Raw genomic sequence first — 14,019 nt, 5'->3', positions numbered from 1 at the left:
AGCGCTGAGGTGCGGAAACCGGCGTAGTTTCGTGATCTACTTTCCGGTTGGCACCCGTCCGACCGAAGGGAACCGCCGCTTCCGGCGCACACCTATGTCCACGCTCGACATCCTCCTCGTCCTCGACCTGATGGGCATCTTCGCGTTCGCTCTGGACGGCTCCCTCACGGCGATCCGCACCGCGCGGGTGGACATCGTCGGGGTGATGGCCCTGGGCATGGTGACCGCCATCGGCGGCGGCGTCATCCGCGACGTCCTGCTCGGTGAGACCCCGGCGACCTTCCAGGACTGGCGGTACCTGGTGACCGCGCTGGCCGGGAGCATGCTGGCGTTCTTCCTCAGCCGCCAGCTCACCCACCTGAGCAAACCCATCCTGCTGTTCGACGCCGCCGGGCTGAGCCTGTTCGCGGTGATCGGCGCGACCAAGGCGCTGGAGTTCGGGTTCGGCCCCCTCCAGGCGGTGATCCTGGGCGTCATCACCGGGGTGGGCGGCGGCACCATCCGGGACGTGCTGCTGAACCGGGTACCGACGGTGCTCAGCGCCAACTCGCACCTGTACGCCATCCCGGCGATGGTCGGGGCGGCCTTCGTGGTGCTCGTGGACCTGACCGGGTTCGGCCCGGGCTGGATCGCGGTGGTCGGCTCGCTGCTGTGCTTCGCCATCCGGATCCTGGCGCTGCGCTACCGCTGGAACGCCCCGAGCCCGCCGGGCGCCCCTCCCCTGTAGGGGCGCGCCCGGCGGGGCGCACCGCGGGGCGCGCGCTCAGGGGGTGACCAGGACCTGCCAGACGTGCCCGTCCGGGTCCGCGCACAGGGCCGTGTACCCCCAGGGCTGGTGGTCGGGTTCGGCCAGTACCGCTCCCCCGGCGTCCCGGACCCGGGCGACCAGGTCGTCGACCTCCTGCTCGGTGGCCACCGCCATCCCCATGAGGCACTCACTGGTCCCGGGCGGGGCCAGTTCGCGGCCGTCGCCGAGCACCCAGCCGAAACCGCCCCTGGGGATGAGCAGCAGCACGGTGCGCTGGTCGATCCGGAACATCAGCGGCTCGGGCACGCCGTCCTCGGCGGATTCGCCGACGGGCTCGAACCCGAAGGCGTCGCGGTAGAAGACCATCGCCCTCATGCGGTCGTCGATCGGCAGGGCCACCGAGGGGCTGGGTGGGGTCGTGGACATGGCTGCTCCGTTCGTCGGGGTGCGGACACACCGCATCGTCTCCCGTACGGACCGGTGCCGGCGCCGAAACTCATCGGGTGCCGGAACCGTGTCGCGCGCCCCGGGGCGGGAGGCAGCGGCCCTGAAGCGGGGCACCGGCCCTGGGGCGGGGCACCGGTCCGGAGGCGGGGCGCCGGCCCCCTGCCGCGTCTCCCGTTTCTCCTGGTTGGTGACGTAGGGCACTCTGTGTGCGGCAGGTCATCATTACTGGTCGGTCACCATTACATTGAGGTCGGCCCCGTCCGACAACAAAAAGGGAGAACACGTGCTCTACGGTGCGTTGCGGCAGACCGCGGCGGTCCTCGCCCGGACTCTGTGCCGACCGACCATCGAGGGCCGTGAGAACGTCCCCGCCACCGGACCGGTCCTCCTCGCCAGCAACCACCTGTCCTTCGTGGACAGCGTCGTCATCCCCCTGTCGGTCACGCAGCGCCCGGTACGCTTCCTCGCCAAGTCCGACTACTTCGAGGCCCCGGGCGTCAAGGGCAAGCTCACCAAGACCGTGTTCAGCTCCCTGGGCGCCATGCCGGTCCGGCGCGGCAACGCCCGCGACGCCATGGTGTCGCTGGAGATGATGCTGGACCGGCTCAACGAGGGCGAGGCCTGCGTGGTCTACCCCGAGGGCACCCGGTCCCGGGACGGCCGCCTCTACCGCGGCCGCACCGGCGTCGCCCACCTCGCCCTGGAGTCCAAGGCCCCCATCGTCCCCGTCGCGGTCTCCGGCACCCAGCTGGTCCAGCCGATCGGCGCCAGCATGCCGCGCCCCCGCCCCTTCACGGTGCGCTTCGGCGAGCCGATGGACTTCTCCACCGGGTTCGACAGCATGGCCCCCGGCAAGGCCCGCCGCGTCATCACCGACCGGGTCATGGACGCCATTCACGCGCTGTCCGGCCAGGAGCGCGCCGACCAGTACAACGACTTCAGCAGCGAGGAGTAGGCCGGTCCGGGCCTACGGCGGTCCGCGGGCCTGCGCACAGCCGCCCAGCCGCGGCCGGAGGCGACCGCCGTCCCCGTGACGGCCGCCTCCGTTCCCGGTGCCGTGAAGGCGCCGGGGCACTGCGTGCTACTTCACCGCGCCCATGGAGAGACCGCGCACGAGCTGGCGCTGGGCCGTCCAGCCGATCACCACGATGGGCAGGGACGCCATGACCACGGCCGCCGACAGCTGCGCCACGAACAGTCCCTCACTGGTGATGAAACCGGTCAGGAACACCGGGACCGTGGCGGCCTGGGCCGCGGTCAGGTTCACCGCGAAGAAGAACTCGTTCCACGAGAAAATCATGCAGATCAGGGCGGTCGCCGCGATGCCCGGCGCCATGATGGGCACCATCACCGACCACAGGACCCTGGGCAGCCCCGCGCCCTCCATCCGGGCGGCCTCCACGATCGCCGCGGGCACCTCCAGGAAGAACGAGCGCAGCATCCACACCGCGATGGGCAGGTTCATCGCCGTGTACAGCACGACCAGGGTCCACACGTTGTCCAGCATCGACAGGTGCGCGGCTGCCACGTAGATCGGCACCACGACCGCCACGACCGGCAGCATCTTGGTCGAGATGAAGAAGAACAGCACGTCCTGGGTGCGTTTGACCGGGGCCACCGAGAGCGCGTAGGCGGCGGGCAGGCCCAGCACCAGGACCAGCAGCGTGGACGCCAGGGTGGCGATCGCCGAGTTGCCCAGGTACGGCAGGAAGTCCGCCCCCAGCACGGTGGCGAACCGGTCCAGGGTGGGCTGGAAGAAGAGCGTCGGAGGGTCGGTCGCGGCCTGGTTCTCCTCCTTGAACGCCGTCAGCACCAGCCACAGCACCGGGGAGACGAACAGCAGGCCGATGACCCAGGTGAGGGCGGTCAGGACGGTGCCGCCCGCGCGGGTGGTGGCGCCGCGCCGGATGCGCGGTGTGCGGGTGGTGGCGGAAACCGTGTCCGCCGTGCGTCCGGGGGCCGGAGCGGTCATGATCGCGCCTCCTGTGCGTTCATGAAGGTGCGGAAGATCAGTCGCAGGGCCAGCATCGCCACGATGATGGTGCCGACCACCACCACGACGCCCATCGCCGCCGACTGGCCGATGTCGAACCCGAGGAAGGTCCGCTGGTACACGTAGAAGGGCAGGTTGGCGCTGGCGGTACCGGGACCGCCCTGGGTCATCATGTAGATCGTGTCGAAGGTGTTGACCACGTACACCGACCCCAGCAGCACACCCAGTTCGATGTAGCGGCGCAGGTGCGGCAGGGTGATCCAGACGAAGATCTGCCGCTTGGACGCGCCGTCGACCTGGGCCGCCTCCAGAGCGTCGGTGTTCTGGCTCTGGAGTCCCGCGAGCACCAACAGCATCATGAACGGTGTCCACTGCCACACCAGCGCGACCACCACCGAGAACACCGGCATCTGGGAGACCCAGTCGAAGGTGTCCACGCCCAGCGGTGAGAGCACGAAGTTGACCAGTCCGAAGACCGGCTCGAACATGATGTGCTTCCACAGCAGCGCCGTGGCCACGGGCAGCACCAGGAACGGGGTGATGACGAGTGTGCGCACCACGCCCCGCCCCCAGAACCGGCGGTCCAGCAGCAGGGCCAGCCCGATGCCGAGCAGCATGGCGACCACGACGCAGGACGCGGTGACGAGCACGGTGTTGGCCGCGGCTCCGAGGAACTGCCTGTCGGTGAAGACCGCCGCGTAGTTGGCGAGTCCGACCCAGGCCTGGGAGTCGGGGCGCAGCAGGTTCCACGACCTGAGCGAGTACACGACGGTCGCCAGGAACGGCAGCTGGGTGACGACCAGCATGAACACCAGCGCGGGAAGCAGTGGTGCCCGGCGCGCCCACCCGGTGGCGCGCCCGCTCCGCGTGGGCCGGGCGGAACGGGCCGCTTTCACGGGCGCCTCGGACGGGGGCGCTGTCGCCGTACTCATCGGCCTTCCTCCCTGTAGGTGGCGCCGACCGTCTCGGCGTACTCCTGGCCCTGCGCGAGCGCCTCCTCGACGGTGATCCGCCCGGCCACGGCAGCGCTGAGCTGCTGGCTGACCCTGGTGCCCAGGTCCTGGAACTCGGGGATGGCGAGGAAGCCGATGCCCTCGTAGGGGACCGGGCGCGTTCCCGGGTCCTGCGGGTCGGCGCGTTCGATGCCCTGGAGCATGGGTTCCGCGTAGGCCCCCGCGACCTCCTGGTACTCGGGGTCCTCGAAGGTGGACATCCGGTTGCCCGGCGGGACCCGCTGCCAGCCGTACTCCTCGGCGACGGTGCGCACGTACTCCCGGTCGGTCATCCACTCCAGGAAGGCCCAGGCCTCGTCCTTGTGCTCGGACGTGGCGGGGATCCCCAGGGTCCAGGCGTAGAGCCAGCCGCCGTAGTCGCTCTCGGACACCGGGGCCGGGGCGTAGCCGTTGAGCCCTGCCACGGTCGCGGTGCTGTCGTCCTCGATGGTGCTGACCATGGAGGTGGAGTCGTAGAACATGGCGGCCCGTCCCTGGGCGTAGTGGTTCAGGCAGTCGCCGAAGCCGCTGTTGGCGGCGCCCGGCTGGCCGTGCTCGCGGACCAGGTCCACGTAGAAGTCGGCCGCGCGCCGGAACTCGGGCGAGTCGAGCTCGGCGTTCCAGTCCTCGTCGTACCAGCGCCCGCCGAAGGTGTTGAGGACGCTGTTGAACGGGCTGAGGACCTCGCCCCAGCCTGCGAGGCCGCGCAGGCAGATCCCGGAGACCCCGGGTTCGACCCCGTCGAGCTCGGCGGCCAGCTCGGCCACCTCGTCCCAGGTGGGGTCCGCGGGCATCTCGACCCCGGCCTGTTCGAACAGGTCCGTGCGGTAGGCGAGGAAGGAGGACTCCCCGTAGAAGGGCACCGAGTACATGTCACCGCCCAGGGACAGGTCCTCCCGCAGGGAGGGGACGAAGTCCTCGTGGTCGTAGTCGCCGGAGGCGTCGATGAACGGCTGCAGGTTCTCCAGCCAGCCGTACTCGGCCCACTGGCGGGTCTCGTAGTTGCTGATCATGACGGCGTCGAACTCTCCCCCGCCGGTCGCCACGGAGGTGGTGATCTTGGCGCGGGCCTCGTTCTCGGGCAGGGAGACGAAGTCGACCTCGATGCCGGGGTGCTCAGCACGGAAGCGCGACTGCAGGGAGACGGCGTCCTGCATCTGCGGGTTGGAGACGATCGCGACGGTCAGCCGGACCGTTCCTCCGTCGGAGCCGGTGGAGCCCGCTCCGGCGCATCCGCTGAGCAGCAGCCCGGCGAGAACCACCGCGGTCGCCGCAGTGGTGCGGGCGGCGGGGGCGCGGGGACCGGTTGTGCGGGAAGTGGTGGTGCGGGGGGTGGTGCGCACGGTGCTGCACTCCTTGCTCAGGCAGACGTTTCGGGAACAACCTGGATCTTCACCCCGGTGCCCGAGCGCATCATGGCCAGCGCCTCGGGGAACTTCTCCAACGGCAGGGCGTCAGTGAGCAGCGGGGCCGTACGCACCGCCCCTGAGGCGATGAGGTCGACCGCCGCGCCGTAGCTGTTCAGCACCGCCATGGAGCCCACGACGGTGATCTCGTCGTTGTAGACGCGAAACGGCGGCAGCGAGACCCGGGCGGCCTCGTCGGCGACACCGAAGACGAGCAGGCGCCCTCCCCTGCGCAGGGAGTCGAAGGCCGCCTCGATGGCCTGGGGCGCGCCCGTGACGTCCACCGCGGCGTCGAACCCCCCTCCGCTCACCTCTGCGGCGTCGGTCGCGGTGGCCTCCGCTCCCAGGTCCGCCGCCAGGGCCAGGCGACGGGTGTTGCGGTCGACCACGGTGACGCGTGCGCCGGAACGCTGGAGCAGCTGCTGCAGGAGCAGGCCCATGGTCCCCGCGCCCACCACGAGGAAGCGTTCACCGACCTCGACGCCGATGCGCCGGACGCCGTGGACCGCGCAGGAGAGCGGCTCCACGAGGGCGCCCTCACGCATGCTCATGGAGTCGGGCATGCGGTGGCAGTTGGCGGCGGGGACCGCCACGTACTCGGCGAAGGCTCCGTCGACGGTGTCGCCGATCGCCCCCCAGTTGGCGCACAGGTTGCCTCGCCCGGCACGGCAGTACCCGCAGTGCCCGCAGAACAGCGAGGGGTCCACAGCCACCCGGTCCCCCGGGCGCAGCTGGCCGGGCGCGCTCTCGCCGACCGCGGTCACCGTCCCGGCGAACTCGTGGCCGGGCACCAGCGGGTAAGGGCTGGGCGGGAACTCCCCGTCGGCGATGTGGAGATCGGTGCCGCAGATCCCGCATGCGCCGACCCGGACCACGACGCCGTCCGGGGCGGGTGTCGGCTCTGGTCGGTCGCCCACGGTGAGAGAACCCGGTTCGGTGATGATGGCGGCGCGCACGGTTGGAATCCTTCCGGCAGGGTCAGCCGCTCGTTTGAGCGACCTGCATCACAGATGCTCGTTCATTGAAGACCCAACCGAAACACCCTGTCAATGGAAAGAGCACAATCGAGTACACTCCTGCACATATGAGCGATCGGCGTAGTGAGACGGCGGCCCCGAGCGGCCCGGCGGAGATGGTGCGGCTCGCCGCGATCGCCCGCAGGTTCTACCTGGAGGGGCGGTCGAAGGTCGAGATCGCCGAGGAGTTCGGGCTGAGCAGGTTCAGGGTCGCCCGGGACCTGGAGGCCGCCCGGGCCGACGGGATCGTGCACATCGACATCCGGCTGCCGGAGCGGTTGGACCCGGAACGGTCCGAGCGCCTGCGCGAGGCCTTCGGGCTGCGCCGGGCGATCGTCGTGGACACCTTGGAGGATCCGCTGGAGACGCGCCGGGCCCTGGGCTCGGTGGCGGCCCGGCTGCTGGCGGAGATCGTGCGTCCGGACGAGGTGCTGGGGCTCGCCTGGAGCCGTGGACTGCAGGCGATGGGCGCTGAGATGACCGAACTGCCGCGGTGCACGGTGGTCCAGCTGAACGGGGTGCTGTCGGAGCACACCGAAGCGGGCGGATCGGTCGAGACGGTGCGGCGGGTGGCTGCCCTGTCGGGCGGGCCCGCCTACCCGATCTACGCTCCGCTCATCCTGCCGGACGCCGCGACGGCGGCGACGTTGCGGGCGGACCCGGGCATCGCGGCCGCGTTCGCGCGCTTCGACCGCCTGACGACGGCCGTGGTGGCCGTCGGCGGCTGGGACGAGCGCAACTCGACCGTCTACCCGGCCCTGTCCCCCGAGGCGCGGGAGCGGTACAGCCGGATGGGTGTGTGCGCGGAGATGTCCGCCCAGCTCTTCGACGCCGACGGAAACCAGGTCCGCAGCGACCTGGACGAGCGGGTCATCAGTATCAGCGCGGACCAGCTGCGCGAGGTCCCTGAGGTGGTGGCGGTCGCCGGGGCGGGCGACGAGGCCAAGGCCCTGGCGGTCGGCGCGGCACTCCGGAGCGGGCTGGTGTCGACCCTGGTGACCGACAGCGCGGTGGCCGAGGTCCTGCTGGCCCGGAAACCGCGCGGGTAGCGGGTTCTGGTCCTGCCGCGACCGGCAGGAACCGCCCCGGCCCCCGGCGAGGGAGCCCGCGCCCGGGAACCCGCGGACTCGGCCGTGGGCAGTCGGCCAGGTCGTGTTGGAGAAGTTGACCATCTGGTGTGTCCGCCAGCGATCGCGGCGGACTTTCAGCAGCATCCGAAGGCACCCGCCTTCCGCACTCCGCAGCCCGGTCTGTCGGATGCGAAGCGGATGATGGTTCGGTGACGAACATCAGTGACGACCACGTGAAGGTCCATTTCCGCATGGAGGCAGACGAGGACGGCTGGCCGCCGGCGAGTGTCGAGAGCCTGTGGGCTGTAGACCTCGGCAACTGCACGGTGCGGCTGGACAACACACCCTGGTTCGTCCGCGGAGTCGCCAGCGGAGACATCGTCAGGGTGCAACCGGATGACGAAGGTGTTCTGTGGGCCGGGGAAACGGTTCAGGCCTCGCAGAACTGCACCATCCGGCTCATCGTGTTGAAGGACGACGGCTCTGCCGCCGCCCGGCAGAGCGCACTGGAGGCCTTCCACAGCCTCGGCACGACGGGCGAAGGCATCGAGCAGTTCCGGATGGTGGCCTTGGATGTCCCGCCGCAGGCGGACCTGCCGAAAATCCGCAAGCTGTTGGAGCACGGCGAGACGAAGGAGTGGTGGCACTGGGAAGAAGGGTGTGTCACCGCTGCCTGGCACGCCGCTGCGCGAGCGTGAGGACGGCGGCGCTTCGTCCTGGCAGACGGTGCGCCAAGAGCCTGGTTCTCGTGCTGGTGCAGGAACCGACTGCTCAGGGCTGTCATATCCACTCGCTGATAGCGGCGATCAGGACAGTGGCCTCGAAGCGGACCGCAAGTTCGTCGAACCGGGTGGCCACCCCTCACCCGCAGTGGCCGGGAACGGGGTCGGCCGGGTCCGGCCCGGGCCATGGTCGTCGGGCTCGGTGCGGGATCCGCCGGGTGGTTCCTTCTGGGCCTGACCGTCACGGCGAGCGCCTGCGGCGTGCTGATGGGCCCGGCAGATTGTGGAATCGACATCGACCTTCCACCTGATCAGCCCTGTCACATGAGCCCTTGTCCGCAGCCGGGTCGACAACACGAGCCGGGTGCCCCCGCTCCGCGCTCCCCCGGAAGACGACCGCCGTACGGCAACTGGCGACCCTCGAACGCCTGAGCCCTGACCGACCCACCCTGACGGATCCGGCCCGCCCGCCTCCCCCTCCAGGAGACCGGCGGGCCGGACCGTTTTTCGGCGAGTCCGGGGAGCACCCCCTTGCCAACCGGTCATTGACGATCTTTCCGCAGGCAGAGAGTTGATACGCAAGCAGGGACTTGCCTATAGTGGGGGCATGGCCGACGAGATGTTCAAGGCCCTCGCCGACCCGACGCGCAGGAAGATCCTCGACGAGCTCACGGAGCGGTCCGGGCAGACCCTGTTCGAGATCTGTGCGCGGCTGGTCAACAAACACGGGATCAGCATGTCCCGCCAGGCGATCTCCCAGCACCTCGCGGTCCTGGAGGACGCCGGACTGGTCGAGAGCCGGCGCGAGGGGCGCCAGAAGTTCCACACCATGAACCCGGCCCCGCTGAGGCACATCACCGAGCGGTGGATCGAGCCGACCGAACAGGAGAGCAGCCCATGAGGATCAACATCAACAGCGTCTTCGTCGACAGCCAGGTCAAGGCCCTGGACTTCTACACGAACGTGCTGGGCTTCGTGAAGAAACACGATGTCCCCCTGGGCGAACCCGGGGACGAGAACCGCTGGCTGACCGTGGTCTCACCCGAGAACCCCGAGGGCGCCGAGCTCCTGCTGGAGCCCGCCGGCCATCCCGCGGTGGGACCGTACCGGGAGGCCCTGGTCAGCGACGGCATCCCGGCCACCCAGTTCGCCGTGGACGACGTGCGGGCCGAGTACGAGCGGCTGCAGGGGCTCGGGGTGCGCTTCACCCAGGGGCCGCTGGAGATGGGGCCGGTCACCACCGCGGTACTGGACGACACCTGCGGCAACCTCATCCAGATCATCCAGGAGGGGTAGCCCCGTCGGCCGCCCCGCGCGACCCGGCCGACGGCCCGCCCCGGAGCGAAAAGCCCGGAGCCGCCGTCACCCGCGGTCCGTCACGGTGTGGCGGAGCGCCGACGCACCCGTTGCGCGCACCATTCCCCATCAGGTACGACTCCTCGGCCCAGATGGTCACAACAGTGAATTTCGGCGTGGCGCCGACCGTGAACCGCTCCCGGATGCTGTGGGGTGAGCCTTGTCGGAAGGCGGGCGGCAGCGGAGGGGAAGACCATGGGCTCGACCGGCGGGGGGACCGCAGGACCGTGGGCGCCACCGGACCGGTGCGGACACCGGGGGAGGCCGCTGGGCGGTGACGTGACCGGCGGGTCGACGCGGTCGGTGCCGACACCCGGGGCCAGGGGTCGCACCGCCCTCCCCGGGACCGCGCGGGTCGCGCACGAGCGGCTTCGCGACCCCCGGGGCCGAGCGTCGTGAGAGGTCTCGGACGAGGGTGGTTCCGTCCTCTGCCCGCGCCGCCGGGACTGCGGCCCGTGGGCGGGTGGTCCGCCCCGCTCGTGGCCAAGGACGTCTTCGTCGGCGCGACGGTGGCGGCGGTCGCCGTCCCGGCCGGGCTGGCCATGGGTGAGCTGGCCGGGCTCTCCCCGGTGGCCGGGGTGTACGCCACGATGCTGCCGCTGCTGGGCTACGCGCTGTTCGGCTCCTCACGCCATCTGGTCGTGGGACCCGAAGGGGTGCTGTCGGCGCTGACCCTGGTGGTCATCGCCCCGCTCGCGGGCGGGGACGCGGCGCGCTACGCCGCGCTCGCGGCCGCGTTGGCTCTGCTGGTCGGCTCGGTGTACCTGGTGGCCGCGCTGCTCCGGCTGGGGTTCATGGCCGACTTCCTGTCCCGGCCGGTGCTGCTCGGCTTCGTCAACGGCACCGCGCTGCTCATCGCCGCGGCCCAGCTGGACAAGCTGATCGGGATCGAGGGCGATGCCATGGGGTTCTTCCCCTCCCTGTGGGAGGCGGTGACCGGTCTGGACGACACCCATGTGCCCACCCTGGTCCTCAGCGCCGTCCTGCTGGGGGTGGCCATGGCCCTGCGGTGGTTCGTTCCGGTCGTCCCCGGCGCCCTGGTCGTGGTGGTCACGGCCGGGTGCGCCTCGGTACTGTTGGATCTGCCCGGCAGAGGCGTGTCCGTGGTGGGCGAGGTGACCGGCGGCCTGCCCGCACTGCGCGTTCCCGACGTGGGTTGGAGCGACCTGTCGGTTCTGTTGGTGCCCGCGTTGGGGCTGGTGATGGTGGGGTTCGCCGACGGGGCGGCGGTGGCACGGAGCTACGCCCGGTCCTTCCGGTACACCGTGAGCCCCGACCGCGAACTGGCCGGACTCGGCGCGGCGAACCTCCTCTCCGGGCTCACCCAGGCCTTCCCCATCGGCTCCAGCGCTTCGCGCACCGCCCTGAACGGCTCAGCGGGGGGATCCTCCCAGGTGGTAGGTCTGACCGCCGGCGTGGTGGTGGCCCTGGTCGCGGTCTTCGCCATGCCGCTGGTGGAGCCCCTCCCCACCGCCGCCCTGGGGGTGGTCATCATCGTGGCCTGCGCGAGCCTGGTGGACGTGCGCGGCTTCGGCGAGCTGCGCCGGGTCTCCTCCGTGGAGGCGCTGCTGGCAGCGGTCACCCTTCTCGCGGTCCTCCTCCTGGGGGTGCTCAACGGGGTGGGGGTGGCGGTCGCGGTGTCGATCGGGGTGTTCGTCTACCGCGCGGTGCGCCCGCACGACGCGGTCCTGGGCACCGGTGAGGGCATCGACGGCTACCGGGACATCACCACCACGAAGGCGCTCACGCACGAGGGGCTCATCGTCTACCGGTTCGACGCGCCCCTGTTCTTCGCCAACTCCCCCTACTTCGTCTCACGTGTGCGGGGCCTGGTGGCGGAGTCCCGCCGGGACGGGAAGCGGGTGCGCTGGTTCATGGTGAACATGGAGTCGGTCTCGCACATGGACTCCACCGCCGTGGACGCGCTGCGCGACCTGAGAGCCGACCTGGCCGAGGACGGGGTCGAACTGGCCCTGGCCCGGGTGAAGGCTCCGGTCCGGGAACTGCTGCGACGTGTCGGAGTGCTCGACGAACTCGGTCCGAACCGCGTGTTCTGGTCGGTGCGCTCCGGTGTCCGCGCCCTGGGGGTGTGGCCTCCACAGTCCCCCGAAACCGAAGAGTGACCCGGAGGTACCGTGCTCAACGCTCTCACCCAGGTGCTGCCCTTCGTGGTGGGCCTGATCGCCGCGCCGCTGCCGATCGTCGCCGTCATCCTGCTGCTCATGGCCCCCGCGGGGCGGGGCAAAGCACTGGCGTTCGTCCTCACCTGGGCCGCCGTCGTCCTGGTGGTGTCCGCTGCGGTGGGCCTCGCCGCCGGGACCGGCGACACCACCGCCTCGGGGGAATCGCCGGTCTGGGTGGGTTGGGCGCAGCTCCTGCTGGGCCTGCTTCTGCTCCTGGTGACGGTCAAGAACCTGCGGGACCGCCTGGGGCAGCCCTCGGGGACCGAACCGGAGCCTCCGGCGTGGTTGACCGCGATCGGTTCCATGGGAGGCGGCAGGGTGGTGGGCCTGGCCGTACTGCTGGCGGGGGCCAACCCCAAGAGCCTGGCGATGATCCTCGGCGGCGGTGCCGCCATCGCCGCCTTCGACCTGGGTACCGGTGGTACGGCGCTGGCCGCCCTGGTGTTCGCGGTGCTGGGCAGCCTGGGCCTGCTCGCACCCGTGGTCGCGGCCGCGGTGTGGGGCGAGCGCGGCGCGCACGCCCTGGAGCGAGCCCGCAGCTGGCTGACCGCCAACAACGACACCGTGACCATGACCGTGCTGTTCGTCTTCGGCGGCGTGTTCGCCGCCAAGGGCCTGGGGGTCCTGCTCGGCTGAGCCGCGTGCCTGTGCTCGGGTGCCCGCCGCCGGTTCACTCACTCCCGCAAAGACGGGAGCCCTCGGGTGGGCGGCCCGAGCGGGCCGCCCACCCGGGTCGTTCGTTCTGGCCTCATCCGACCGCCGGTGTCCACCCGACCTCCGGAACAAACGGGCCCAGCACCGGGTGGTCCTCCACCCACCAGCCGTTGTTGCAGGTGCGTCCCTGGTAGCTCTCCCCATGGGCGAAGTGCCCCTCGCCCGTGGTCTCGCCGTTGGGGCCCGGGTACATGCTGCTGTAGGCCTGAGTGCACCCCTGATCGCTCTCTGCGGCGGCGGGCACGGCCGCAGCAGTGAGGGCGGCGGACAGGGACAGGACAGCCAGGACACGACGCATGGCGCTCCGATCATCAAGGAAACCGACAGTCACTCTAAGTATCAGATCGTGCACGAAGAGGCAACGGTCCGTGCTCGACCCGTCGCAGAACCGACTGGCCGATTCCCCCAGGCGATCGGCAGGCACTGTTTTCGCAGTAGGAGCGATGCGGGCTCTGCCCTGGCAGGCTCGGCGAACGCGCCCGGACGCCACCGATGCAGGCCCCTGGACGACACCCGGAACAGGATCACCGACCGGCTGCGGATCGACACGGCCGGCGGCGAAGAACTCGTCGCGGGCGTGGCACCGAGACCTCCGAGTTCGACTGGAGCACTAGGCAGTGACGACCTCAGCAATGATCGCCGTCGCCAGCACAAAATAAACGGCACTCGCCGCATAGTTCAGCACAGCCACCGCTTTTGACGAACCGGAAAGGCGCGCATGAAAAGATCCAGCCAGCACCCCGACACCCCCATAAAGAACCATCTCCACGAGAACGTCAACTGCACCGAGCATCGCCAACTGCAAAGTATAGTTATCCGCACTTCCCGTGAACTGCGGGAGCACCGCAAGGAAGAACAACATGAGCTTCGGGTTTGCCAGGCTGACGAGCACACCCCGGAGATACCACTCACCGGCCTTGAGGTCGCCATGATTTCCGATCGTTCGACGCGCATTGCGTGTTGTCACATATGACAACCACAGCAGATAACCCGCGCCAAAAATCCGCACTGCGTCAAATACCAGCGGGTGCAATTGGGCGATGCCCCCTATCCCCACCACGACGACGGCGGCGTAGACACTCATGCCCGTGCAGATACCGAGGATGGCTTTTACCGCTGCCCGTCGGCCACCTGCGAATCCCACTGCGATCATGTAGGCCATATCAGGACCGGGCGAAACAAGAAAGAGCAAGATCGCTGCGATGAAGGCCGGCAGCACCGTCAGATCCAGCATCGTCGAACACCTCCGGCCCTGACGTGGAGTACGGGAACTCCGCAGCACTGACAGTGATCACTCCATACTGGGATACCGCCGCTGGAGGCCACCAACCCAGCACTGACCTTGGAGGGTGTCATGAGCTCCCCAAGTCGA

The 14,019-nt window shown here is 70.0% G+C and carries 15 protein-coding genes; 8 read left to right on the top strand and 7 right to left on the bottom strand.

The annotated features are described in order from the left end of the window. The first annotated feature begins 94 nt into the window (after window positions 1-94). Entirely contained in the window at window positions 95-727 is a 633-nt protein-coding gene (locus D458_RS0108085) for a trimeric intracellular cation channel family protein (protein WP_017586226.1), read from the top strand. Window positions 728-763: 36 nt separating this feature from the next. On the opposite strand, the gene D458_RS0108080 is transcribed toward D458_RS0108085, so the two are convergent. After that, the gene (locus D458_RS0108080) at window positions 764-1,174 is read right to left on the bottom strand and encodes a VOC family protein (protein ID WP_017586225.1); all 411 of its coding nucleotides are present in this window, start codon (window positions 1,172-1,174) and stop codon (window positions 764-766) included. Between the two features lie 304 nt (window positions 1,175-1,478). Here D458_RS0108080 and D458_RS0108075 point away from each other — a divergent pair, with 304 nt between their 5' ends. Next, window positions 1,479-2,150, top strand: coding sequence for a lysophospholipid acyltransferase family protein (locus tag D458_RS0108075; protein ID WP_017586224.1), 672 nt, complete (start codon window positions 1,479-1,481; stop codon window positions 2,148-2,150). Window positions 2,151-2,276: 126 nt separating this feature from the next. Here the strand turns inward: D458_RS0108075 and D458_RS0108070 are convergent, their stop codons facing one another. The 4 genes from D458_RS0108070 to D458_RS0108055 all read right to left on the bottom strand — a co-directional run bounded on the left by D458_RS0108070 (window position 2,277) and on the right by D458_RS0108055 (window position 6,542). After that, entirely contained in the window at window positions 2,277-3,167 is an 891-nt protein-coding gene (locus D458_RS0108070) for a carbohydrate ABC transporter permease (protein WP_017586223.1), read from the bottom strand. Beyond that, on the bottom strand, window positions 3,164-4,120 hold the full coding sequence (locus tag D458_RS0108065) for a carbohydrate ABC transporter permease (protein WP_026119102.1): 957 nt from the start codon (window positions 4,118-4,120) through the stop codon (window positions 3,164-3,166). Before D458_RS0108065 ends, D458_RS0108070 begins: the two co-directional genes overlap by 4 nt. Next, window positions 4,117-5,442, bottom strand: a complete 1,326-nt coding sequence (locus D458_RS0108060) for an ABC transporter substrate-binding protein (protein WP_026119101.1) — start codon at window positions 5,440-5,442, stop codon at window positions 4,117-4,119. Before D458_RS0108060 ends, D458_RS0108065 begins: the two co-directional genes overlap by 4 nt. A gap of 98 nt (window positions 5,443-5,540) precedes the next feature. Next, a complete protein-coding gene (locus D458_RS0108055) occupies window positions 5,541-6,542 on the bottom strand; it encodes a zinc-dependent alcohol dehydrogenase family protein (RefSeq protein ID WP_017586220.1) in 1,002 nt (333 codons plus the stop codon). A gap of 176 nt (window positions 6,543-6,718) precedes the next feature. Here D458_RS0108055 and D458_RS0108050 point away from each other — a divergent pair, with 176 nt between their 5' ends. The 6 genes from D458_RS0108050 to D458_RS0108025 all read left to right on the top strand — a co-directional run bounded on the left by D458_RS0108050 (window position 6,719) and on the right by D458_RS0108025 (window position 12,569). Continuing rightward, complete coding sequence (locus D458_RS0108050; protein ID WP_017586219.1) at window positions 6,719-7,651, top strand: sugar-binding transcriptional regulator; 933 nt, start codon at window positions 6,719-6,721, stop codon at window positions 7,649-7,651. 230 nt (window positions 7,652-7,881) lie between these two features. After that, complete coding sequence (locus D458_RS0108045; protein ID WP_017586218.1) at window positions 7,882-8,370, top strand: DUF4265 domain-containing protein; 489 nt, start codon at window positions 7,882-7,884, stop codon at window positions 8,368-8,370. A 631-nt stretch (window positions 8,371-9,001) separates the two neighbouring features. Beyond that, on the top strand, window positions 9,002-9,295 hold the full coding sequence (locus tag D458_RS0108040; protein WP_017586217.1) for an ArsR/SmtB family transcription factor: 294 nt from the start codon (window positions 9,002-9,004) through the stop codon (window positions 9,293-9,295). Beyond that, entirely contained in the window at window positions 9,292-9,690 is a 399-nt protein-coding gene (locus tag D458_RS0108035; protein ID WP_017586216.1) for a VOC family protein, read from the top strand. Before D458_RS0108040 ends, D458_RS0108035 begins: the two co-directional genes overlap by 4 nt. A gap of 515 nt (window positions 9,691-10,205) precedes the next feature. Continuing rightward, the gene (locus tag D458_RS0108030; protein WP_017586215.1) at window positions 10,206-11,873 is read left to right on the top strand and encodes a SulP family inorganic anion transporter; all 1,668 of its coding nucleotides are present in this window, start codon (window positions 10,206-10,208) and stop codon (window positions 11,871-11,873) included. 12 nt (window positions 11,874-11,885) lie between these two features. Then, complete coding sequence (locus tag D458_RS0108025) at window positions 11,886-12,569, top strand: GAP family protein (protein WP_017586214.1); 684 nt, start codon at window positions 11,886-11,888, stop codon at window positions 12,567-12,569. A 112-nt stretch (window positions 12,570-12,681) separates the two neighbouring features. Here D458_RS0108025 and D458_RS0108020 read toward each other — a convergent pair whose 3' ends face one another. Together D458_RS0108020 and D458_RS0108015 are read right to left on the bottom strand one after the other, a co-directional pair. Then, the gene (locus D458_RS0108020; RefSeq protein WP_017586213.1) at window positions 12,682-12,945 is read right to left on the bottom strand and encodes a hypothetical protein; all 264 of its coding nucleotides are present in this window, start codon (window positions 12,943-12,945) and stop codon (window positions 12,682-12,684) included. 312 nt (window positions 12,946-13,257) lie between these two features. Further along, window positions 13,258-13,881: a LysE family translocator gene (locus D458_RS0108015; protein ID WP_017586212.1), complete on the bottom strand. Its 624-nt coding sequence runs from the start codon at window positions 13,879-13,881 to the stop codon at window positions 13,258-13,260. Between the last annotated feature and the right edge of the window lie 138 nt (window positions 13,882-14,019).

The organism is Nocardiopsis ganjiahuensis DSM 45031 (assembly GCF_000341085.1).
GTDB classification, from domain to species: Bacteria; Actinomycetota; Actinomycetes; order Streptosporangiales; family Streptosporangiaceae; genus Nocardiopsis; species Nocardiopsis ganjiahuensis.
Note: the sequence above shows the minus strand (reverse complement) of the source record. Positions and strands in the feature narration are given on the sequence as shown.